Annotated in this window: 21 protein-coding genes and 1 tRNA gene; 18 read left to right on the plus strand and 4 right to left on the minus strand. The window is 71.9% G+C overall.

From position 1 onward, the window contains the following. Window positions 1-7: 7 nt before the first annotated feature. A complete protein-coding gene (locus ACH0A8_RS05980) occupies window positions 8-1,147 on the plus strand; it encodes a zinc-dependent alcohol dehydrogenase (RefSeq protein WP_406906808.1) in 1,140 nt (379 codons plus the stop codon). A gap of 11 nt (window positions 1,148-1,158) precedes the next feature. Next, entirely contained in the window at window positions 1,159-1,740 is a 582-nt protein-coding gene (locus ACH0A8_RS05985; RefSeq protein WP_400429096.1) for a hypothetical protein, read from the plus strand. Between the two features lie 176 nt (window positions 1,741-1,916). Here ACH0A8_RS05985 and ACH0A8_RS05990 read toward each other — a convergent pair. Further along, a tRNA-Leu gene (locus tag ACH0A8_RS05990) sits at window positions 1,917-2,002 on the minus strand. Window positions 2,003-2,189: 187 nt separating this feature from the next. On the opposite strand from ACH0A8_RS05990, the gene ACH0A8_RS05995 reads away from it, so the two are divergent. The 3 genes from ACH0A8_RS05995 to mshC all read left to right on the plus strand — a co-directional run bounded on the left by ACH0A8_RS05995 (window position 2,190) and on the right by mshC (window position 5,639). After that, window positions 2,190-3,506, plus strand: coding sequence for a M20/M25/M40 family metallo-hydrolase (locus ACH0A8_RS05995; RefSeq protein WP_406906809.1), 1,317 nt, complete (start codon window positions 2,190-2,192; stop codon window positions 3,504-3,506). 61 nt (window positions 3,507-3,567) lie between these two features. Further along, entirely contained in the window at window positions 3,568-4,398 is an 831-nt protein-coding gene (locus ACH0A8_RS06000) for an undecaprenyl-diphosphate phosphatase (RefSeq protein ID WP_406906810.1), read from the plus strand. Next, entirely contained in the window at window positions 4,395-5,639 is a 1,245-nt protein-coding gene (mshC, locus tag ACH0A8_RS06005) for a cysteine--1-D-myo-inosityl 2-amino-2-deoxy-alpha-D-glucopyranoside ligase (RefSeq protein ID WP_209682547.1), read from the plus strand. The genes ACH0A8_RS06000 and mshC overlap by 4 nt, the downstream gene beginning before the upstream one ends. Window positions 5,640-5,829: 190 nt before the next feature. Here mshC and ACH0A8_RS06010 read toward each other — a convergent pair whose 3' ends face one another. Continuing rightward, a complete protein-coding gene (locus ACH0A8_RS06010; protein ID WP_406906811.1) occupies window positions 5,830-6,765 on the minus strand; it encodes a proteasome assembly chaperone family protein in 936 nt (311 codons plus the stop codon). 158 nt (window positions 6,766-6,923) lie between these two features. Here ACH0A8_RS06010 and ACH0A8_RS06015 point away from each other — a divergent pair, with 158 nt between their 5' ends. The 9 genes from ACH0A8_RS06015 to ACH0A8_RS06055 all read left to right on the plus strand — a co-directional run bounded on the left by ACH0A8_RS06015 (window position 6,924) and on the right by ACH0A8_RS06055 (window position 17,398). Continuing rightward, window positions 6,924-7,634, plus strand: a complete 711-nt coding sequence (locus tag ACH0A8_RS06015) for an HAD family phosphatase (protein WP_271827136.1) — start codon at window positions 6,924-6,926, stop codon at window positions 7,632-7,634. Continuing rightward, entirely contained in the window at window positions 7,631-8,761 is a 1,131-nt protein-coding gene (locus ACH0A8_RS06020; protein WP_066654362.1) for a tRNA (adenine-N1)-methyltransferase, read from the plus strand. The genes ACH0A8_RS06015 and ACH0A8_RS06020 overlap by 4 nt, the downstream gene beginning before the upstream one ends. Window positions 8,762-8,801: 40 nt before the next feature. After that, window positions 8,802-9,728: an FKBP-type peptidyl-prolyl cis-trans isomerase gene (locus ACH0A8_RS06025; protein ID WP_251160211.1), complete on the plus strand. Its 927-nt coding sequence runs from the start codon at window positions 8,802-8,804 to the stop codon at window positions 9,726-9,728. 72 nt (window positions 9,729-9,800) lie between these two features. Continuing rightward, entirely contained in the window at window positions 9,801-10,889 is a 1,089-nt protein-coding gene (locus ACH0A8_RS06030; protein WP_400429105.1) for a helix-turn-helix transcriptional regulator, read from the plus strand. Beyond that, window positions 10,882-11,853 (plus strand): helix-turn-helix transcriptional regulator, encoded by a 972-nt coding sequence (locus tag ACH0A8_RS06035; protein WP_406906812.1) that lies wholly within the window; start codon window positions 10,882-10,884, stop codon window positions 11,851-11,853. Before ACH0A8_RS06030 ends, ACH0A8_RS06035 begins: the two co-directional genes overlap by 8 nt. A gap of 208 nt (window positions 11,854-12,061) precedes the next feature. Next, window positions 12,062-12,814, plus strand: coding sequence for a twin-arginine translocase subunit TatC (tatC, locus tag ACH0A8_RS06040; protein WP_066654351.1), 753 nt, complete (start codon window positions 12,062-12,064; stop codon window positions 12,812-12,814). Then, window positions 12,814-15,255, plus strand: a complete 2,442-nt coding sequence (locus tag ACH0A8_RS06045) for an RNA helicase (RefSeq protein ID WP_066654346.1) — start codon at window positions 12,814-12,816, stop codon at window positions 15,253-15,255. Before tatC ends, ACH0A8_RS06045 begins: the two co-directional genes overlap by 1 nt. 11 nt (window positions 15,256-15,266) lie before the next feature. Then, window positions 15,267-16,943, plus strand: coding sequence for an apolipoprotein N-acyltransferase (gene lnt, locus ACH0A8_RS06050; protein WP_406906813.1), 1,677 nt, complete (start codon window positions 15,267-15,269; stop codon window positions 16,941-16,943). 104 nt (window positions 16,944-17,047) lie between these two features. After that, on the plus strand, window positions 17,048-17,398 hold the full coding sequence (locus ACH0A8_RS06055) for an RNA polymerase-binding protein RbpA (RefSeq protein ID WP_058727838.1): 351 nt from the start codon (window positions 17,048-17,050) through the stop codon (window positions 17,396-17,398). A gap of 69 nt (window positions 17,399-17,467) precedes the next feature. On the opposite strand, the gene ACH0A8_RS06060 is transcribed toward ACH0A8_RS06055, so the two are convergent. After that, the gene (locus ACH0A8_RS06060; protein WP_066654344.1) at window positions 17,468-18,622 is read right to left on the minus strand and encodes an SPFH domain-containing protein; all 1,155 of its coding nucleotides are present in this window, start codon (window positions 18,620-18,622) and stop codon (window positions 17,468-17,470) included. Continuing rightward, window positions 18,619-19,089, minus strand: a complete 471-nt coding sequence (locus tag ACH0A8_RS06065) for an NfeD family protein (protein ID WP_066654342.1) — start codon at window positions 19,087-19,089, stop codon at window positions 18,619-18,621. Before ACH0A8_RS06065 ends, ACH0A8_RS06060 begins: the two co-directional genes overlap by 4 nt. Window positions 19,090-19,277: 188 nt before the next feature. On the opposite strand from ACH0A8_RS06065, the gene ACH0A8_RS06070 reads away from it, so the two are divergent. The 4 genes from ACH0A8_RS06070 (at window position 19,278) to ACH0A8_RS06085 (ending at window position 21,245) form a co-directional block, all read left to right on the plus strand. Continuing rightward, on the plus strand, window positions 19,278-20,039 hold the full coding sequence (locus ACH0A8_RS06070; RefSeq protein WP_406906814.1) for an SDR family oxidoreductase: 762 nt from the start codon (window positions 19,278-19,280) through the stop codon (window positions 20,037-20,039). Window positions 20,040-20,078: 39 nt separating this feature from the next. After that, window positions 20,079-20,534, plus strand: a complete 456-nt coding sequence (locus ACH0A8_RS06075) for an NUDIX hydrolase (protein WP_406906815.1) — start codon at window positions 20,079-20,081, stop codon at window positions 20,532-20,534. Between the two features lie 115 nt (window positions 20,535-20,649). Then, a complete protein-coding gene (locus tag ACH0A8_RS06080; RefSeq protein ID WP_066654336.1) occupies window positions 20,650-20,961 on the plus strand; it encodes a DUF4190 domain-containing protein in 312 nt (103 codons plus the stop codon). A 119-nt stretch (window positions 20,962-21,080) separates the two neighbouring features. Next, a complete protein-coding gene (locus tag ACH0A8_RS06085) occupies window positions 21,081-21,245 on the plus strand; it encodes a hypothetical protein (RefSeq protein WP_158407754.1) in 165 nt (54 codons plus the stop codon). The last annotated feature ends 270 nt before the right edge of the window (window positions 21,246-21,515 follow it).

Here is a 21,515-nt window from a genome sequence, read left to right on the forward strand (position 1 = left end):
AGCGCCCATGCGTGCCATGACCTACCGCGGACCGTACCGGGTCCGTGTCGAGGAGAAGCCCGATCCTCGGATCGAGCACCCGAACGACGCCGTCGTCCGGGTCGAACGGGCCGCGATCTGCGGTTCCGACCTGCACCTGTACCACGGCATGATGCCCGACACCCGCGTCGGGCACACCTTCGGCCACGAGTTCATCGGCGTGGTCGAGGAGGTCGGTTCGTCGGTGGCGTCACTCGCCGTCGGCGACCGCGTGATGGTGCCCTTCAACGTCTACTGCGGCTCCTGCTGGTTCTGCGCGAGGGGGCTGTTCTCGAACTGCCACAACGTGAACCCGAACGCGACGGCCGTCGGCGGCATCTACGGGTACTCGCACACCACGGGCGGCTACGACGGCGGGCAGGCGGAGCGCGTCCGCGTACCGTTCGCCGACGTCGGCCCGTCCGTCATCCCGGAGGGGCTGGACGCCGAGGACGCCCTCCTGATGACCGATGCCCTGAGCACGGGCTACTTCGGCGCACAGCTCGCCTCGATCCGCGAGGGCGACACCGTGGTGGTGCTGGGCGCCGGCCCGGTCGGGCTGTTCGCTGCTCGGTCGGCGTGGTTCATGGGTGCCGGCCGCGTGATCGTCATCGACCAGCTGGAGTACCGGCTCGAGAAGGCGCGCACCTTCGCGCACGCCGAGACCATCAACTTCGCCGAGGTCGACGACGTCGTGCTCGAGATGAAGCAGCAGACCGACTTCCTCGGAGCGGACAGCGTGATCGACGCCGTCGGTGCCGAGGCGGACGGCAACTTCACCCAGCAGGTCACGGCGTCGAAGCTCAAGCTGCAGGGCGGGTCACCGACCGCGCTCAACTGGGCGATCGACGGTGTGCGCAAGGGCGGGACGATCTCCGCCGTCGGCGCGTACGGACCGATCCCGAGCGCGGTGAAGTTCGCCGACGCCATGAACAAGGGCCTGACGATCCACACGAACCAGGCGCCGGTCAAGCGCCAGTGGCCCCGGCTGCTCGAGCACATCCAGGCCGGACACTTCCGTCCGAGCGACATCATCACGCACCGGGTCCCGCTCGAGCACATCGACGAGGCCTACCACCTGTTCTCGTCGAAGCTCGACGACTGCATCAAGACGGTGATCGTGCCGTGAAGGAGACACCCGTGACCGACCACACGCCCTACATCGCCGACCCGCCCCGACGTGTGCCCTCGTCGGCGGAGCTCCGTGAGCGCATCCCCGGGTGGGGGAGCGACCTCGACCCGGCCGACCGTCCGTCGGTGCCGAAGCTCTCCCGCGAGGTCGGACTCGCCTCGTGTGCCCACTGGGACGTCCCCGAGCCACAGCCCGGCGGCGAGGGCCGCGAGCGGTCGATCGAGCACGCCCACGTCACGCCCGTGTTCGGGACGGCGCAACCGCTGTCCGGGCTCGCCGGGGTCGTGAAGCGGTTCGCCTACCGACGCTTCAGCGAGGGCCGGCTGGCGCACTGGCTGCTCCTCGTGCTGGGCGACCGGATCGACGTGGCCACCCACCGGGTGACGGACGCGCTCCGCGGCCGACCGGACCGGGTCGTGCACGAGACCGGGTGGCGCGCCGAGCTCGGCAACCGGCCCGTCTCGACGCGTCTGGGCTCCTCGCGACGGGACGGGCGCCACCAGCTGCTCGACCCGGTCGTGGCGAACTGGGGCTGGCTCGCCGCCCTCGGCGGCCTGGTGCTGGTCGTGCGTCGCCTGCGGCGTCACTGAGACGCGGGGCGGAGGCCCTCGCGCCGCGCGCCTCCTGCGACACCGCGCTCGTCGTTCGACAGCGGTGATGTCGCACGATGCGCGTGCATCGGGTCATCGGGCCCGCGATGCTCGCCGGGCGAGCACGGACGAGAAGAGCCCCCTGGCCGACAGGCCAGGGGGCTCTTCTCTTCTTGTGTCCGAGGGGGGACTTGAACCCCCACGCCCTAATACGGGCACTAGCACCTCAAGCTAGCGCGTCTACCAATTCCGCCACCCGGACAGGGTGTTCTGCACTTGTTCGGCTGTCGTTCCGGGCTGTTTTCCCGGCGTTCCTGCCGAGAGAAGACACTAGCACGGCTCTGAACGCACGATGAACACGGGCGCGCATCCCGGGCGAGTCCTTCGGAACGACGGGCGAGCAGGGGGCGTACGCGGGTGCGTCGCGGGCTGCCGGTAGCGTTGGTGGCATGAGCGACGCCCAGCCGACCGAGCCGGACCTCGAGGCCACCGCCGCCATCGCGCGGGACCTCATCCGCATCGACACCACGAACTGGGGCGAGGGCAGGTCGGTCGGCGAGACCGAGGCGGCGCAGTACGTGGAGGCGGAGCTGCGCGACCTGGGCTTCGCGCCGCAGCTCTTCGAGTCGGAGCCGGGCCGGGTGAGCGTCGTCGCCCGTGTGGCGGGGCGGAACGCCGACAAGCCGGGTCTCGTCGTGCACGGGCACCTCGACGTGGTGCCGGCCGACCCCGCGAACTGGACGGTGGACCCGTTCGGCGGCGAGGTGCGCGACGGCATGCTCTGGGGCCGCGGCGCGGTCGACATGAAGAACATGGACGCGATGATGCTGACGGCGTTGCGCGACGTGGTCGAAGGTCAGGGCGCACCCGAGCGTGACCTCGTCATCGGGTTCTTCGCGGACGAGGAGGCGGGCGGGGTGCTCGGCGCCCACCACGTCGTCGACACGCACCCGGAGGTCTTCGCCGGCGCGACCGAGGCGATCAGCGAGGTCGGCGGGTACTCGGTGACCCTCGGCGGGCAGCGGGCCTACCTGCTGCAGACCGGCGAGAAGGCCCTGATGTGGATCAAGCTCGCCGCGCGGGGCACCGCGGCGCACGGCTCGCACGTGATGCGGGACAACGCGGTGACCAAGGTGGCCGCCGCGGTGGCGCGCATCGGAGCGGAGGAGTGGCCGGTCCGGCTCTCCGGCACCACCGAGGCGATGGTCCGCGAGATCGCGCGGCTCCTCGGCGTCGACCCCGTGACGACCGGGCCGGACGAGGTCGCCCTCGCGACCGGGTCCGCCTCGCGCTTCATCCACGCGGCGCTGCACACGACGACCAACCCGACGGTCCTCCGCGCCGGGTACAAGCACAACGTGATCCCGGACGCTGCCGAGGCCCTCGTCGACCTCCGCTGCCTGCCGGGCGACGAGGAGACCGTGCTCGAGCGGGTCCGGGAACTCGCGGGCGACGACGTCGAGGTCGTGATGACGCACCGGGACGTCGGCCTCGAGCAGGACTTCGGCGGACCCCTCGTCGACGCCGTGCGCGGGACGCTCGAGCGCCACGACCCCGGGGCGCCCGTGCTGCCCTACCTGCTGTCCGGCGGCACCGACAACAAGGCGATGTCGCGGCTCGGGATCGCCGGGTACGGGTTCGTCCCGCTGCAGCTGCCGGAGGACGTCGACTTCCCGGCGATGTTCCACGGCGTCGACGAGCGCGTGCCCCTCGACGCCCTCGCCTTCGGGCGGCGCGTCCTCGGCGACCTGCTCGCCACGTACTGATACATTGCCGGGTCGCCCCTCGGCGGCGACCCGCGACGACCGGCACGAAAGGCCCCGCTCGATGCACATCTTCGAGGCGATCTTCCTCGGCTTCGTGCAGGGACTCACCGAGTTCCTGCCCGTGTCCTCCAGCGCGCACCTGCGCATCGTCGGGCTCTTCCTGCCCGATGCGAAGGACCCGGGTGCCGCGTTCACCGCGGTGACGCAGCTCGGCACCGAGACGGCCGTACTGATCTACTTCTGGAAGGACATCACCCGGATCGTCGGGCGGTGGTTCCGCTCGGTGTTCCGGCGCGACGTGCCGCAGGGCGACCCGGACGTCCGCCTCGGCTGGCTGGTCATCCTCGGCACGATCCCGATCGGGGTCGCCGGACTCCTGCTCAAGGACTCCATCGAGACCACGTTCCGGTCGCTCTGGATCGTGGCGATCGTGCTCATCGTCTTCGGCGTCGTGCTCGGCGTGCTCGACGTCGTCGGGCGCAAGGTCCGTCCGATCGAGCAGATGACGTTCCGGAACGGCCTGCTCATCGGCGTCGCCCAGATGCTGGCGCTCGTCCCGGGCGTCTCGCGCTCCGGCGCCACGGTGTCGATGGGACTCGCCCTCGGCTACACCCGACCGGCCGCGGCGCGCTTCGCGTTCCTGCTCGCCGTCCCCGCGGTCTTCCTGTCCGGCTTCTACGAGGCCGCGACGAGCCTCGGCGACCACGGCGCGCCCTTCGGTCTCGTCGACACGCTGGTGGCGACCGTCGTCGCGTTCGTCGTCGGGTTCGTCGTCATCGCCGCGTTCATGAACTACATCTCGAAGCGCAGCTTCATGCCCTTCGTGGTCTACCGGATCGCACTCGGTATCGTGCTCATCGTGTTGCTGTCGCTCGGAGTGATCCAGCCGTGAGGGCCTGGCAGGTCCCGTCCGTCCCGTCCGTCCCCGGTGACGCGCCCCGACCCGTGGTGCACGACACCGCGGCCGGGCGGCCCGTGGACCCGACCCACGGCGCGGAGGGCGCGACGCTCTACGTGTGCGGCATCACGCCGTACGACGCCACCCACCTCGGCCACGCGGCGACCTACCTGGCGTTCGACACGCTCGGTCGCGCCTGGCGGGACGCGGGGCTCGAGGTCGAGTACGCGCAGAACACCACCGACGTCGACGACCCGCTGCTCGAGCGCGCCGAGCGGGACGGCATCGACTGGCGCGAGCTCGCCGCCTCGCAGATCGACCTGTTCCGCCGCGACATGGAGGCACTCCGCGTCCTGCCGCCGGACGACTTCGTCGCGGTGACCGACGAGGTCGAGCGCATCGCCGAGGCCGTCGCGTACCTGCAGGAGACCGGGTACGCCTACGACGTGCCGACCGACGACTCCGAGGGCGACGACGTCTACTTCGACGTGAACCGCCCCACCGAGGCGTGGACGCTCGGCGACGAGAGCCGCCTGGACCGCGAGACGATGCTCGTGCTGTCGGCTGAGCGGGGCGGGGACCCGGACCGCGCCGGCAAGCGCGACCCGCTCGACCCGCTGCTCTGGCGTGCCGAGCGCGCCGGGGAGCCGAGCTGGGACACCGAGCTGGGCCCGGGACGACCCGGCTGGCACATCGAGTGCAGCGTGATCGCGGGCGACAAGCTCGGCCTGCCGATCAGCGTGCAGGGCGGCGGCAGCGACCTCGTCTTCCCGCACCACGAGATGAGCGCCGGGCACGCCGCCGCACTCGCGCACCAGCCGCTCGCCAACGCCTTCGTGCACACCGGGATGATCGCCTACCAGGGGTCGAAGATCTCGAAGTCGCTCGGCAACCTCGTCACCGTGCGCGGCCTGCTCGACGACGGCGCCGACCCGAGGGCCGTCCGGCTCGCGCTGCTGTCGCACCGGTACTCGGACGACTGGGAGTGGTTCGACGGCGAACTGACGAGCGCGACCACACGGCTCGCGACGTGGGACGCCTGGGCGTCCGGTGACGCTCCGGGTCACGAGGACGACGCCGCCGACGCGATCGCCCGCATCCGCGCGCGTGTCGCCGACGACCTCGACACACCGGGTGCGGTCGCCGCGGTCGACACCGCGATCGCCGCGGGGACCCGCGCGACACCGGAGCTCGTCGACCTCGTCGACGCCCTGCTCGGCATCCGCCTGGCCTGAGACCGGGGGCTCGGGCAGGCGCTCTCCCGGTCGCGCGACGTGCCGCCGGTGGCCGTCGCGGTCGCACGACGTGCCGCTCACCCCAGAGGTGAGCGGCACGTCGTGCGACCGGAGCGCGTGCCGACGACGGGACGGACGGGAGGCGCGGTGCCAGCCGGCACCGCGCCTCCCGTCCGTCCCGTGGTCGCGACTACTGCTGCGGCGGCTGCGGGGGCCGCCACGGACCCTCGCCGCCGGCAGTGCCGCCGTCCTTGCCGTCCTTGCGCTCGCGCCGGCGGAGGTACTGCTCGAACTCCTGCGCGATCGCGTCCCCCGACGCCTCGGGGGAGTCGACCGTGTCGCGGGCCTGCTCGAGCTGGCCGATGTAGCTCGCCATGTCCTCGTCGTCGGCGGCGAGGGCGTCGATGCCCTCCTCCCACTCGGTGGCCTCGTCGAGCAGGCTGCCCCGCGGGACCGTGACGTCGGCGAGCTCCTCGATCTTGTCGAGGAGGGACAGGGTGGCCTTCGGCGACGGCGAGTTGTGCACGTAGTGGGGGACCGAGGCCCACAGGGAGAGCGTGGTGAGCCCCGCGGTGTCCATCGCGTCGGAGAGCACGCCGAGGATGCCGGTCGGTCCCTCGTACGTCGACCGGTCGACGTCGAACGCCGCACGGACACCGGCGTTCTCGCTCGACACGAACACCGAGATCGGTCGGGTGTGCGGGACGTCCGCCAGCATCGCGCCGACGAACACCACCGCGTCGATCGAGTACACGTCGGCGAGGTCGATGACCTCCGCACAGAACCCCCGCCAGGTCCGGGACGGCTCCGGCCCGACCAGGACGAACACGTCGCGTTCGGTCTCGGAACCGGCCGCGCCGATGACCGGACGCCCCTCGGCGCCGGGCCCGTGCAGGACGATGCGGGGCCAGCGGATGACTCGGGAACCGTCCTCCGCGGTGCCGACCTCCGGCCGGTTGAACTGGTAGTCGACGTACCGCTCGCCGTCGATCTCGCGCAGCTCGTCGAGTTCCAGCGCGTCGACGATCCGGCGGGCGAGGCCGCTCGCAGCCTCGCCGGCGTCGTTCCAGCCCTCGAAGGCGACGACGAGCAGTCGGCCGTCGCTGAAGGGGGAGTGCTGTGGCACGGAGGGGCCTCCTGGTGGTGGAGCGGGGCGCGCACGGTGATCGCGCGCGGCCGGACACGGTCGATCACCCAGGATATGCCGGAGCCGCCCGCGGCACCCCTCCGTCCGCCCCGAGCGGAACCGCGGCGCCGGTCGGTGCCCCGGTAGACTCGTCGCCCGTGACCGCCCAGCACCCCGAACGCGTCCTCCCCGCAGCCGTGCTGTGGGACATGGACGGCACGATCATCGACACCGAACCGATCTGGCAGCAGTCCCAGGTCGAGCTGACCGACCGGTACGGCGCCGAGTGGACCCACGAGGACGGCCTCTCCCTGGTCGGGAGCGGGCTCGAGCGGTCGGGTGAGATCCTCCGCGACCGGGGCGTCGACATGGACGTCGAGGAGATCGTCCTGTGGATGACCGACTACGTGACGCAGCGCCTGCAGGGCGGTGAGCTCCCCTGGCGTCCCGGCGCCCGCGAACTCGTCGAGGAGCTGCACGACCGCGGCATCCCGACCGCGCTGGTGACGATGTCCCGCCGCACGATGGCGCTCGTCACCGCCGACGCCCTCGGGGCCCGTGGCTTCCGCGTGGTCGTCGCCGGCGACGACGTCGACCGTCCGAAGCCCCACCCGGACGCCTACCTGGCCGCGGCGGCGCAGCTCGGGGTCGACCCCACCGCGTGCATCGCGATCGAGGACTCGGCCACTGGGGTCGCCTCGGCCGTGGCCTCCGGCGCCGTCACCGTCGCGGTCGAGCACATCGTGCCGCTGTCCGAGATCGCCGGTGGCGACGTGCACCTGACGACGCTGGCGGACGTGGACGTCGACCGCCTCGTCGAACTGACCAGCCCGGCCCTCGCGGCCCGTACCGAGACGGCGAGCCGATGACCGAGCAGACCCAGCAGCCCTCGCAGGACGACGTCGTCGCCCTGCCGCACACCGCCGGTGGCGCCCCGCACACCCCGCCGCGCGGTCCGTTCCGCGCCGGTGACCGCGTGCAGCTCACCGGCCCGAAGGGCAAGCTCACGACGCTCTCGCTCGAGACCGCCGGCGAGTACCACACCCACCGCGGCGTGCTCCGGCACGACGACGTGATCGGGCAGCCCGACGGCTCCGTGATCCGGGCGAGCACCGGCGACGAGTACCTCGCGCTCCGGCCGCTCCTCAACGACTACGTGATGTCGATGCCCCGGGGCGCGGCCATCGTCTACCCGAAGGACGCCGCCCAGATCGTCGCCTTCGCGGACGTCTTCCCGGGCGCCCGGGTCGTCGAGGCCGGCGTCGGCTCGGGAGCACTCTCGCTCTTCCTCCTCCGGGCGATCGGCCCGACCGGCCGGCTGCAGTCGTTCGAGCGCCGCGAGGAGTTCGCCGCCATCGCGCGCGGCAACGTCGGCACGTTCCTCGGCGCCGTGCCGGACAACTGGTCGGTGACCGTCGGCGACCTCGTCGAGGAGCTCCCCGGCGCCACCGGACCGCAGAGCATCGACCGCGTGGTCCTCGACATGCTCGCGCCGTGGGAGTGCGTCGACGCCGCGGCGGACGCGCTCGTCCCCGGCGGGCTCGTCGTCTGCTACGTGGCGACGGTCACGCAGCTGTCCCGCACGGCCGAGGCGCTGCGGGACACCGGGCGCTTCACGGACCCGCAGTCGAGCGAGACCCTCGTGCGCACCTGGCACGTGGAGGGTCTCGCCGTCCGTCCGGACCACCGGATGGTCGGCCACACCGGGTTCCTCGTGACCGCCCGACGCCTCGCCGACGGCGTCGTGCTGCCGAACCTGAAGCGTCGTGCAGGCAAGGCCGAGTTCTCGGACGAGGACGTCGAGGCCTGGACCCCCGGCGCCGTCGGCGAGCGGTCCGCCAGCGACAAGAAGCTCCGGAAGGTCGCCCGTCAGGCAGCGGCCCAGGCGCGCAGGGTCGCCGCTGCCGAGGCCGGGACGGACGCGCAGGGGATCGCGCACGGCGGCGCCGAAGGCACCCCGGATGCCTCGCACGATGCCGCCGACGGCGACCGCTAGGCTACGCATGCCCGTCCAGCACCGAACGGAAAGAGGGTCCGTGCGCACCATCCCCGCACTCCTGGTCACCATCGGCCTCGCCGCGTCCCTGACGGGGTGCGCCGCCAGCGGGGCCGGTACGGCCGCGTCCTCCTGCCCGGCTCCCGGTGCCGCGTCGGCAGCGGTGACGGCGTCCGGTGCGTTCGGCAAGGAGCCGAAGGTGTCGGTGCCGTCCGGGCTGACCACGACGGGCACGCAGGTGTCGGTCCTGCGCTCCGGCGACGGCCGCCAGATCGAGGAGGGGACGCCGGTCCTCGTCGAGTACACCCTCGTCGACGGCAGCACCGGTCAGGTCGCGCAGACCAGCGGGTACTCCGGGCAGACCGCCCCGATCACCGCGGGCGCTGCGAACTACGGCCCCCTGGGCACCGCGCTCGAGTGCGCCCACGTGGGCGACCGGCTCGCCGTCGCCCTGCCGAAGAGCGAGCTGAGCGGGAGCGCGACCGCCGGATCCGGCACGTCGCGCAAGGCCGAGGACGCCGTGATCGCGGTCATGGACGTCAAGCAGGCCTTCGACGCCCGGGCGACCGGCACGCCGCAGCTCGCCGGCGACGGCATGCCCGCCGTCGTCCTCGCGCCGTCGGGTGCGCCCGGCATCACGATCCCGTCGTGGAGCGCCCCGAAGGACGACGCGCTGCACCTGCTCCGCAAGGGGTCTGGGGCGGAGCTCACCGCGAAGGACACCGCGGTCATCAAGTACACGGCCGTCTCGTGGGCCGGCAGCAACGGCGACTCGTCCGTCGTCGGCTCGAGCTGGACCGACGGATCGGGCGCACAGGCGATCCCGCTCGCGAAGGGCCAGGTCATCGACGGCGTGCGGAACGCCGTCCTCGGCCACCGTGTCGGCGACCAGGTCCTGGCGATCGTGCACCAGCAGGACGGCACCACCGCGTACGTCATCGACGTGCTCGGGAAGATGCCCGCCTGACCCTCGACGGTCCGTCCACCGACCGCGCGCGGGTGCACTCCGGTGCACCCGCGCTGCCGTAGGATCGGGCTCGTGCCAGCCACCCGAGCCCCCCGCGTCCCCGCCGAGGAGCGGCTCTTCAGCCTGGTGCTCGCGCTGCTCTCGACCGAGGCCGGGCTGACCAAGGCGGAGATCCTGGCCAACGTGCAGGGCTACCGGCAGCGGTACACGTCCGGTGGGGACAACGCGTCGCTCGAGCGGCAGTTCGAGCGCGACAAGGACGACGTCCGCGACCTCGGCATCCCGCTCGAGACGATCGAGACGCCCGGTGCCGCCGGCAACAACCAGACGCTCCGGTACCGCATCCCGAAGGGCGAGTACGACCTGCCGCTCGACGTCCGCTTCACCCCGGACGAGTCCGCGCTGCTGTCGCTCGCGGCGATGGCCTGGCGCGAGGGTGCACTGTCCACCGACTCACGACGGGCGCTGCTGAAGGTCCGGTCCGCCGGTGCCGACGACGGAGGGACGACCACGGCGCAGGGCGTCGCCGGCATGGCCGCCTACTCGCCCCGGCTCCGCGCCCGTGACACCGCGTTCGAACCCCTGCGTTCAGCGCTCGACCGTGGCGCCGCCGTGCGCTTCGACTACATCACGCCGGGCGAGCACGCGCCCCGCCGACGTGACCTCGCACCGCTCGCGCTCGTGCAGCACGGCGGTCGCTGGATGCTCGCAGCGCACGAGTTCTCCACCGGCGGCACGAAGAACTACCTGCTCTCGCGGATCGTCGGGCCGGTGAGCGTGCACCAGGTCGGGCAGCACCCCGCTCCCGCCGGCGCCGCCGAACGTGCCCTGACCGAGCTGGACCGGGTGTGGGCCGAACGGACGGCGCGGATCGCGGTCGTGCCCGGTTCCGATGCCGAGCGCCGGCTCCAGCGTCGACGCGGCACCGAGGTCGACGACGACGGCGTGCTCGTCGTGCACCACGTCGACCCGCAGATCCTCGCCGAGGAACTGGCGGCCTTCGGTCCCGAGGTCCGGGTGCTCGAGCCCGCCGCGGTCCGCGAGCTCGTGGTCGCCCGCCTGCGCGCCCTCGTCGCCGACCACGCGGAGGCCGGCCGAGCCGACGCAGACCAGACCGCCGCCGCCGACCAGACCGCCGACGCCGGAGGTACCCGTGCCTGACCAGCAACCGCTCCAGGCACAGGACAAGCTCGCGTTCCTGCTCGTCCTCGTGCCGTACCTCATCGACCACGAGCGCGTGTCCGTGGCCGAGGCCGCACGGCACTTCGGCGTCCCCGAGCAGCGCATCCGCCGTGCGGTCGAGCTCATCGCGGTGTCCGGGGTGCCCGGCGAGACGATGCAGTACCAGCACGGTGACCTGTTCGACATCGCCTGGGACGACTTCGAGCAGAACGACATGATCGTGCTGACGAACCTCGTGGCGATCGACGACTCGCCCCGGCTGTCGGCGCGTGAGGCCTCGGCGCTGATCGCCGGCCTGCAGTACCTGTCCGCGCTGCCCGAGGCCGCCGACCGGGACGCGATCCGGTCCCTCATGGCGAAGCTCTCCCGCGGTGCCGGGGGAGCGGCGTCGAACGTCGCGGTCGGTCAGGACCTGCACGACGCGGCGCTCGCCACCATCCGCCGTGCCGTCGCCGACGGTCGTGGTCTGGCGTTCGAGTACGCCGGGCCGCGCACCCGCGGCGGGACCCGCCGTGTCGACCCGCTCCGCGTCGAGTCGATCGACACCGACTGGTACCTGCGTGCCTGGGACCTCGACCGGCAGGCGCTCCGGACCTTCCGGCTCGACCGGATGACGAGCGTGCGCGTGGACGACCGCCCGGCCGAGAAGACCATCGGCGACGTCGTGATCCCGGACACGCTCTTCCAGCAGTCCGGCGGCGACGTCATCGTCACGGTGGAGCTCGACTGCTCGGCGCTGCCCCTCGTCGCGGACTTCCTGGCGGACACCGCCGACGCCGAGGACGCAGACGGCCGCGTCCGCATCCGGCTCGCGGCATCGAACGGCTTCGACGGGGTCGTCCGGCTGGTGGCCGGCCTGCCGGGCCGCGCGGTCGTCCTCGACCCGCCGGCGGCCCGTGCCGCCGTCCGCGCGTTCGCCGAAGCAGCCCTGTCCGCCGAGTAGCGCGCGCACCGCGCCCGCCGCTCACCCTGACGGACGGGAGGCACGGGGCGGGGCCGCCGTGCGCCTCCCGTCCGGTCGTCCGCCTGTGGGTCCGCCGCCGACGGCCCGACTGTCGGCCCCGGTCCCGTAGGATCGGGCCATGGCTTCGACGACCGCGAGCGGGCGAGCGAGGCGACCAGGCCGTCCGGAGAAGGACACCGAGGGTCGCATGTCGCTCGGGCAGCACCTGATCGAGCTGCGGAACCGTCTCTTCAAGGCCGTCGTCGCGGTCGCGCTCTGCGCGGTCGGCGGGTGGTTCCTCACCCCGTTCGTGCTCGATGCCCTGCGGCAGCCGGTCACCCAGTTGGCCGAGGTCGGCGGCCACACGGCTGAGCTGAACTTCCCCCAGATCACCGGCGCGTTCGACCTGCGACTGCAGATCGCGATCACGATCGGTGTCGTCATCTCGAGCCCCGTCTGGCTCTACCAGGTCTGGGCGTTCATCGTCCCGGCGCTGGTGCGGCGCGAGAAGCAGTACGTGTTCGGGTTCCTGGGCACCGCGATCCCGCTGTTCTTCGCGGGCTGCTGGTTCGGCTGGTACGTCCTGCCGCACATCGTCGGGATCCTGGGCAGCTTCGTGTCGGCGCAGGACACGTCGATCGTCGACGCCAAGGCGTACTACGACTTCGTCATCAAGCTCATCGTCGCCGTGGGCATCGCGTTCGTGCTGCCGGTGTTCCTCGTGCTGCTGAACTTCGTCGGGGTGCTGTCGGCCAGCTCGATCATCAGGTCGTGGCGCGTCGCGATCGTGTGCATCCTGGTGTTCTGCGCGATCGTGACCCCGTCGGCCGACGTCATCTCGATGTTCCTGCTGGCGATCCCGATGACGGTGCTCTACGCAGCAGCGTGTCTCGTGACCTGGCTCCACGACCGCAGGCTGGCGAAGCAGCAGGCGAAGCTCGACGAGGAGTACGCACGCTGATGACCGCCGGACCCACTGCCGCCGAGCGCTACCAGGCGGCGAAGGTCCGGAACCGCTCGCGCAACCTCGAGCTGTTCCGTTCCGACCTGCGCTTCGACCTCGACCCGTTCCAGGTCGCCGGCTGCGACGCACTCGACCAGGGCCGGAGCGTCCTCGTCGCCGCACCGACCGGTGCCGGCAAGACGATCGTCGCCGAGTTCGCGATCTGGCTCGCGATGCGGCAGCCCACCGCGAAGGTCTTCTACACGACGCCGATGAAGGCGCTGAGCAACCAGAAGTACAACGAGCTCGTCGCCGACTACGGCGAGTCCGAGGTCGGGCTCCTCACCGGCGACACGAACGTCAACCCGCGGGCCCGTGTCGTCGTGATGACGACCGAGGTGCTCCGCAACATGATCTACGCGGACTCCGACCTGCTCGACGACCTGGCGTGGGTCGTCCTCGACGAGGTCCACTACCTGGCGGACCGGTTCCGGGGAGCGGTGTGGGAAGAGGTGATCCTGCACCTGCCGACCGAGGTCCGGCTCGTCTCCCTCAGCGCGACGGTGTCCAATGCCGAGGAGTTCGGCGACTGGCTGCAGACCGTCCGCGGCGACACCGACGTCATCGTGTCCGAGGACCGGCCGGTCCCGCTCGAGCAGCACGTGCTCGTCGGCTCGAAGATGGTCGACCTGTTCGACTCGAGCGGTGCCGCGGCCACGAACCGGGTGAACCCGGAGCTGCTCCGACTCGTCGGTGGCGCCTCGCGCAGCGAGCGGCACGGCGGCGGCCACCGTGGTCGTCGCGGGCGCGGGGGCTACCCCGAGCGCCGGGGCCCTCGTACCGAGAAGATGTACCGCGAGCAGATCGCGAAGGTGCTCGACGAGCGGATGCTCCTGCCGGCGATCTTCTTCGTGTTCAGCCGCAACGGCTGCGACCAGGGCGTCCGTCAGGTCCTCCGGTCCGGCATCTCGCTGACGACCGCCGACGAGCGCAACGAGATCCGCGAGACGGCCGAGTACCACTGCCGGACCCTGCTCGACGAGGACCTCGCGGTGCTCGGTTACTGGGAGTGGCTCGAGGGTCTCGAGCGCGGTGTGGCCGCACACCACGCCGGCCTGCTGCCCGCGTTCAAGGAGGTCGTCGAGGACCTGTTCCAGCGCAAGCTCCTCAAGGTCGTGTTCGCGACCGAGACCCTGGCGCTCGGCGTGAACATGCCGGCCCGGACGGTCGTGCTCGAGAAGCTCGAGAAGTTCAACGGCGAGGCCCGGGTGCCGATCACGCCGGGGGAGTACACACAGCTCACCGGTCGTGCCGGACGCCGTGGCATCGACGTCGAGGGCCACTCGGTCATCCAGTGGTCGGACGGCCTCGACCCGCAGGCCGTCGCGTCGCTGGCGAGCCGTCGCACGTACCCGCTCAACTCCTCGTTCAAGCCCACGTACAACATGGCCGTGAACCTCATCGAGCAGTTCGGTCGGCAGCGGACGCGCGAGGTCCTCGAGACCTCGTTCGCGCAGTTCCAGGCGGACCGTTCCGTCGTCGACCTCGCACGCAAGGTCCGGTCGCAGCAGGAGTCCCTCGACGGCTACCAGCGCGCGATGCAGTGCCACCTCGGCGACTTCACCGAGTACGCCGCGCTCCGCCGTCGCCTGTCGGACCTCGAGCGCACGAACGTCCCCGGCGGTCGCGAGGCCTCGCACGGCGCCCGGCAGGAGCGCCAGGCGGCGATCACCGAGGTCCGTCGGCAGATGCAGCGCCACCCCTGCCACGCGTGCCCGGACCGCGAGGCGCACGCCCGCTGGGCCGAGCGCTGGTACAAGCTCAAGCGCGCCAACGACAAGCTCGTCCAGCAGATCCGCTCCCGCACGGGTGCCGTCGCGACGACGTTCGACCGGGTCACCGACGTGCTCCTGCAGCTCGGCTACCTGGTCGCCACCGGGGACGACGAAGCGACCGTCGCCGCGGGCGGACGTCGCCTGCAGCGGATCTACGGTGAGCGCGACCTGCTCGTGGCCGAGTGCCTCGAGGCCGGCGTCTGGAAGGAACTGACCCCGGCGCAGCTCGCCGCCATGGCCGCCACCATCGTGTACCAGCCCCGGCGCGAGGACGCCCCGGGGACCGAGCACGCCCTGCCCCGCGGAGCCTTCCGGCCGGCGCTCGACGAGACGCTGACCATCTGGGCGCGGCTCGACGACATCGAGCGCGATGCGCGGCTCGCCGGTTCGCAGCCGCCGACCCCGGCGATGTCGGTCGGCATGTTCCGCTGGGCGTCCGGCTCCGCGCTCGACGACGTGCTCCGGACCCTGGACATGCCCGCTGGCGACTTCGTGCGCTGGTCGAAGCAGGTCATCGACCTGCTGGACCAGGTCCGGAACGCCGGCGACGAGGAGCTCGCCCAGACCGCGCGACGGGCGACGGACGCGGTGCGCCGCGGCATCGTCGCCTACGCGACGGTCTGACGGGAGGCCCGGTGCACGTCCCCGACGCGGCCACGCGCCCGCAGACCGGCGCTTCCACCACGGGACGCCGCGTCGTCCGCGCCGCCTCGCGGGCGTCGACGGTGTCCCCGACCGGGACCGGGATCCTGCCGGACGGGCGGCGCGACGAGTTCGCCGCGCTGCCGCTGCGCCTCGCGTTCCCGCTCGCGGTCGTCGGCGGCCTGCTCTTCGCCCTGTCGTTCCCGTCCCCGGGCTGGTGGTTCCTCGCCTACCCGGCGATGGCCTGCATGCTGCTCGCCGCGATGGGGCAGCGCGCCCGACGTGCAGCCTGGCTCGGGTACGTGGCCGGCGCGGCCTTCTGGCTGCCCGCGATCTCCTGGGCCGGGCGGTACCTCGGTCCGGTCCCGTGGCTGGCGCTCGCGCTGTTCGAGGCCGCGTACTTCGCCCTCGGCAGCGTGGCGATCGCCCTCGCGTACCGCTGGATCGCGCGCGTCCTGCCGTCGACCGCCTGGCGGGTGTGGGGCCTCCCGGCCGTCGTCGCCGGACTCTGGACCGGACGCGAGTGGTTCTCCGGCAGCTGGCCGTACGAGGGCTTCGCGTGGGGCCGGGTCGGGCTGTCCCAGTCACAGGGACCCTTCACGCACCTCGCGGCGTACGTGGGCGTGCTCGGCGTGACGTTCGTCGTCGTCTACTGCGTCGCGGTCGTGCTGTCGCTCGCGCTCGTCGTGCCTCGCACACCCGGCTCGGGCGTCGCCGCGTCCACGCGCGTGGCCACCGCCGGGCTCCTGGTCGCCGTGGTCCTGGCCGTGCCCGCCTGGCCCACCCGCATCGACGGCAGCATCCGCGTCGAGGCGGTGCAGGGCAACGGTCCGGCCGGGTACTTCGACCGCGCCCAGCCGGGCGAGGTCCTGGCCGCGCAGGTCGCCGCGACCGACGTCGAGGCGCGTGGCGTCGACCTGGTCGTCTGGCCCGAGGCTGCCGCCGAGGCCGACCCGCGGCGCTTCCCGGCCGTCGCAGGCGCCCTCGACTCCGTGGTCGACACGGTCGGGGCGCCGCTGGTCGCCGGGGCGATCACGCAGACACCGTCCGGCGTCCTGCACAACACGTCGTTCGTGTGGACCGCCGACGGCTGGCAGTCGTCCTACGACAAGAAACGTCCGGTCCCCTTCGGCGAGTACGTGCCCGACCGCTGGTTCTTCTCGAAGCTCGCGCCGTCGCTCATCGGGCTGCTGCAGCGCGACTACACGCCGGGCACCAGGCCGAACGTGCTCGATGTCGCCGGCATCAGGGCGGGGATCGCGGTCTGCTTCGACATCGTCGACGACGGACTCACGTCCGACATGGCTCGCGGGGGAGCGCAGGTCATCCTCGCGCAGACGAACAACGCCGACTTCTCCGGGACCGACGAGAACCTGCAGCAGCTCGAGATCGCCCGGCTCCGGGCGGTCGAGACCGGTCGCTCGCTCGTCAACATCTCGACGGTCGGTGCGTCCCAGGTCATCGACCCGTCGGGGCGGACCATCGACCGCGTCCCCGAGTACACGGCGACCTCGATGGTCACGGACGTGCCGCTCGGCACCGGGACGACCCCCGCCACGATCGTCTCCGGGTCGGTCACCCTCCTGGTGTCGCTCGGGGCCCTCCTCGCCCTGCTCGCGTGCGCACCGTGGGGCCGTCGATCGACACGGTCGCTCCGCCGCGATTCCTGAACACCGCCACCTCCCACTGGGAACGCTCTGTGAATGCGCCCAGTCGGGATGCATCCCGCGTGGGACAGTGTTGAGGAGGGCAGACGAGCGAGAGGAGCACACACATGGCTGATCGGAGTCTCCGCGGGATGCGGCTCGGGAGCCAGAGTCTCCAGAGCGAGGAGGGCGTCGAGCTCTCCGACCGGAAGCGCGCGGTCTACCAGACCGAGTCGGGGGAGACGTTCGACGTCGTCTTCTCCGCCGAGGCGGACGTACCGCAGACGTGGTCGGAACCCCGGACGGGGCGCGAAGGACGGCTGCTCGGCGACGACGGGATCCCCGTCGAGGTCGCTGCCGAGGACGTCAAGGCGCCGAGGACCCACTGGGACATGCTGCTCGAGCGTCGCTCGCGCGAGGAACTCGAGGAGCTCCTGGAGGAGCGTCTCGCGTTCCTGCGTGCACGTCGCGGCGCCTGAGCACCACCCCCGACACGACGACGCCCGCCCCGGGAGATCCGGGGCGGGCGTCGTCGTGTGCGGCGGGACCTACGGCTGGCGGTCGTCCCCGAGCGCGGTCTGCGAGGCCTCGTCGGCCGCGGCGAGGCGCGCGTCGACACTGCGGTTCGACTCCTCGAGCCGCTCGTCGAGCGCCGCGTCCGGGACGATGTCGGCCGCGGTGGCGTCCGGTCGGGGGTTCGCCGCCGCCGCGCCGTCCGCGGTCGCGGTGTTCGCCAGGCTCTCGTTCGCGAGCTTCGAGATGCGCGACAGGAAGTCCGTGCCCCCACCGGCTCCCGCGACCGGACCGCTGCCGGTCCGCCCGCCGGTGAAGCCCTTGGCGATGCCGGACAGCGCCTCGGTGAACTCGCTCGGGATCATCCAGAGCTTGTTCGCGGTGCCCTCGGCGATCTTCGGCAGGGTCTGCAGGTACTGATAGGACAACAGCTTGTCGTCCGGGTCACCGGTGTGGATCGCGTCGAAGACGGTCGCGATGGCCTGCGCCTCACCCTCGGCGCGGAGCACCTGGGCCTTCGCGTCACCCTCGGCGGCGAGGATCGCGGCCTGCCGTTGGCCCTCGGCCTCGAGGATCGCCGACTGCTTGGTGCCCTCGGCCTGCAGGATCGCGGCTCGACGGCTCCGTTCGGCGCGGAGCTGCTGCTCCATGGCGTCCTGGATCGACACGGGCGGCTCGATCGCCTTGAGCTCGACACGACCGACCCGGATGCCCCACTTGCCGGTCGCCTCGTCGAGGACGACCCGGAGCTGGCCGTTGATGTTGTCGCGGCTGGTCAGTGCCTCTTCGAGGTTGAGGCCACCCACGACGTTGCGGAGCGTCGTGGTGGTGAGCTGCTCGACCGCACCCAGGTAGTTCGCGATCTCGTAGGTGGCGGCGCGTGCGTCGGTCACCTGGAAGTAGACGACGGTGTCGATCGAGACCACCAGGTTGTCCTCGGTGATCACCGGCTGCGGCGGGAAGGACACGACCTGCTCGCGCATGTCGATGAGCGGGCGGAGCCGGTCGATGAAGGGCACCAGGATGTTGAGTCCGGGGCTGAGCGTCTTGTGGTACTTGCCGAGTCGTTCGACGATTCCGGCCGTCGCCTGGGGCACGATCCGGATCGCGCGGGACAGGACGACGATCACGAAGATCACGACGACGAGGACGAGGACGATCAGGGCGATCGTCCCGGCTGAGATGGTCACGAGGTGGCCCTTTCTCCGAGGCGGACGACCGCGGTCGACCCCTCGATGGACTCGACGACCACGGGGGTGCCGAGCGGTGGTGTGCGGTCGGGGGAGCCTGCGGCGAGCCGGGCGCTCCAGGTCTCGCCGTTCGCGAGACGGACCTGCCCGGGGGACGACGACGTGAAGGCCACCGCGACGGTGCCGCGCAGGCCGATCAGCCCCTCGATGTTGGTGCGGTGGGGGTCGGCGTTCCGGCCGAGCGCCACGAGCAGCCGGGGGCGGACGAGCGAGAGCAGCACGAGTGCGACGACGGCCGCGATGATCGCGGAGAGCCACCACGGCGCGCCGACCAGCGCTGCGATCAGACCCCCGGCCGCGCCCGCGGCGAGCATCAGGAAGATGAAGTCGAGCGTGAAGATCTCGACCACGCCCAGCAGCAGTGTCAGTCCGATCCAGACGACGGTCTGGATCCAGTCGATGTTCACGCGATCTCCCTCCCTTGCATCGCGCGCTCCGGCGTGCAGCGTCGCGACGGCCGGTCCAACTCCGTTCAACATATCAAGTCACGCTCGGGTCCGCGCGGGTGCGACTGACGCTCGCCCGGCGCGGGCCGCGTGGTTGGTAGGCTCGTCGGCGGCCGACCGGCCACAGCAGCGACCTGGAGAACACGCCTGTGACGAACCCCCTCGCCCCCGGATCCCTCGCCGACAAGCGCGCCCTCGTCACGGGGTCGTCGCGCGGTATCGGCGCCGACACCGTCGGCTACCTGGCCGAGGCCGGCGCGAAGGTCGTCGTGAACTACCGCAACAAGGCCCGGCGCGCCGAGCAGATCGTCGAGAAGGTCGTCGCTGCCGGCGGTTCCGCGATCGCCGTGGCTGCCGACCTGACCGACCACGACTCCGTCCAGGCGATGGTCGACCGCGTCGTGGCCGAGTGGGGCGGGATCGACCTGCTCGTGCTCAACGCCTCCGGCGGCATGGAGGCCGACCTGGGGGAGGACTACGCACTCCGCCTGAACCGCGACGCACAGGTCGACATGCTGCAGACCGCCGTGCCGCACATGCCGGCCGGCTCGCGTGTCGTCTTCGTGACGAGCCACCAGGCCCACTTCGTCGAGACCGCCGAGACGATGGACGAGTACGTCCCCGTCGCCAAGAGCAAGCGCGCCGGCGAACTCGCGCTGCGCGAGCTCATCCCGCAGCTCGAGGCCGCCGGCATCGAGTTCGTGACCGTCTCCGGCGACATGATCGAGGGCACCATCACGGCGACGCTGCTCAACCGCCTGAACCCCGGTGCGATCGAGGGTCGGCGCCAGGAGGTCGGGAAGCTCTACAGCGTGTCCGAGTTCGCGGCCGAGATCGCCCTGGCCGCCGTCGAGCCGATCCCGGCCGACCACACGAAGCTCGTCGGTGACACGAGCGGCTTCACGGTCTGACACGGGGCGGGGGACGGCGCGACGGGTAGCCTCGGGCGGATGACAGCGAAGCCCGGCCTCCGTCTGACCTCCCGCATCCTCCTGCTCGACCCGGACGGCCGCGTGTTCCTCATGGACACGCGGTCGCCGTCGTCCGACCACGCGCACCGGTGGATCACCCCCGGTGGCGGCGTGGACCCGGGGGAGTCGCACCGCGACGCCGCCGTCCGCGAGCTCCGTGAGGAGACCGGCGTCGTCGTCGACGATCCGGGCGACCCCGTGTGGAGCTGGGACTTCACGGTCGAGTGGGACCTGGCCGACCACGACCGCGGCCACAGCGAGTTCTACGTCGTCCGGACGCCAGGGTTCGAGCTGTCCGACGCCGAGTGGACCGACGACGAGCGCGTCGACATCCTCGCTTCGCGGTGGTGGACCGCCGAGGAGCTCGACGCCACCGACGAGCCCTTCGAGCCGGCGGAGCTTCCGGACCTGGTCCGGCGGCACCGTGCCGTCTGATCCGGCAGCACCGGGTGCGTACAGCTGATGTGAACGCACTTCGCAGGAAGCGCCTACCGTGTGCGCTGACGGCCGCACGCAACCCGTGCCAGCGGCCCTGACACGAGGAGCTCCCATGTCCACGAACGGTTTCCCGCCGGCACCGAACACGCCCGGCGCGGCACCCGCGACGAACGGCGGCAACGGCCTCGCCATCGGGTCGCTGGTGCTCGGCATCGTCGCCGTCGTCTTCGGCTTCCTGTTCTCGATCATCGGTCTGATCGCCGGCATCGTGGGCCTGATCCTCGGCTTCGTCGCGCGTCGCCGGGGCCTGAACCGCGGCATGGTCCTCGCCGGCATCGTCCTGAGCGTCATCGGCATCGTCATCGCGATCATCTTCATGATCTTCGGCGCCGTGCTGGCGACGCAGATGCTGCAGAACCAGTAGCACCACCGGACGGGAGGCGCGTGGCGGCACCGCGGCGCGCCTCCCGTCCGTCTGTCCGGTCACCGTCGACGACCGCACCGCCCGGACCGACACAGGCCGTGCCGAGTAGCGTCCCCGCCATGACGTACAGCCAGCCGGACCCCGCAGAAGAGACCACCCAGGCCGAGCAGCCGGAGCAGCCGGACACCGACCGTTCCGAGGTCGAGGAGGACGGCAGCGAGCAGGCCGCCCTCGAGATCGACGCCGACGACGTGCCCACCGGCGACGAGACGCCCGAGCACTGACGACCCGGCCGTCGCCGCCGACCGCGCAGGTCCGCCGGACCCGCAACGCCACCGCGGAGCCGGCCACGATGCGCCGCCGGTCACGACGCCCAGGTCGCACGACATGCCGTTCACGTCGATCGTGAGCGGCATGTCGTGCACCCACGGCGGGCGAACGGCGGCGCGGCGTGCGACGAGAACGGTGCGTGGACGCGAGTTCATCGGCTGCCTGGCTGTTCAGCACTGAGCGCCGATAATGCATATTATGTCAACTCAGGTGACTCGAGACGG

This window comes from Curtobacterium sp. 179-B 9B NHS (genome assembly GCF_045370965.1).
In the GTDB taxonomy this organism is placed as follows: Bacteria; Actinomycetota; Actinomycetes; order Actinomycetales; family Microbacteriaceae; genus Curtobacterium.

Excerpts from the sequence above, each read along its gene's own strand:
- ACH0A8_RS05980 (WP_406906808.1), top strand. The coding sequence starts at position 8 with ATGCGTGCCATGACCTACCGCGGACCGTACCGGGTCCGTGTCGAGGAG.
- ACH0A8_RS05995 (WP_406906809.1), top strand. The coding sequence starts at position 2,190 with ATGAGCGACGCCCAGCCGACCGAGCCGGACCTCGAGGCCACCGCCGCC.
- ACH0A8_RS06000 (WP_406906810.1), top strand. The coding sequence starts at position 3,568 with ATGCACATCTTCGAGGCGATCTTCCTCGGCTTCGTGCAGGGACTCACC.
- ACH0A8_RS06020 (WP_066654362.1), top strand. The coding sequence starts at position 7,631 with ATGACCGAGCAGACCCAGCAGCCCTCGCAGGACGACGTCGTCGCCCTG.
- tatC (WP_066654351.1), top strand. The coding sequence starts at position 12,062 with ATGTCGCTCGGGCAGCACCTGATCGAGCTGCGGAACCGTCTCTTCAAG.
- ACH0A8_RS06045 (WP_066654346.1), top strand. The coding sequence starts at position 12,814 with ATGACCGCCGGACCCACTGCCGCCGAGCGCTACCAGGCGGCGAAGGTC.
- ACH0A8_RS06055 (WP_058727838.1), top strand. The coding sequence starts at position 17,048 with ATGGCTGATCGGAGTCTCCGCGGGATGCGGCTCGGGAGCCAGAGTCTC.
- ACH0A8_RS06075 (WP_406906815.1), top strand. The coding sequence starts at position 20,079 with ATGACAGCGAAGCCCGGCCTCCGTCTGACCTCCCGCATCCTCCTGCTC.
- ACH0A8_RS06080 (WP_066654336.1), top strand. The coding sequence starts at position 20,650 with ATGTCCACGAACGGTTTCCCGCCGGCACCGAACACGCCCGGCGCGGCA.
- ACH0A8_RS06085 (WP_158407754.1), top strand. The coding sequence starts at position 21,081 with ATGACGTACAGCCAGCCGGACCCCGCAGAAGAGACCACCCAGGCCGAG.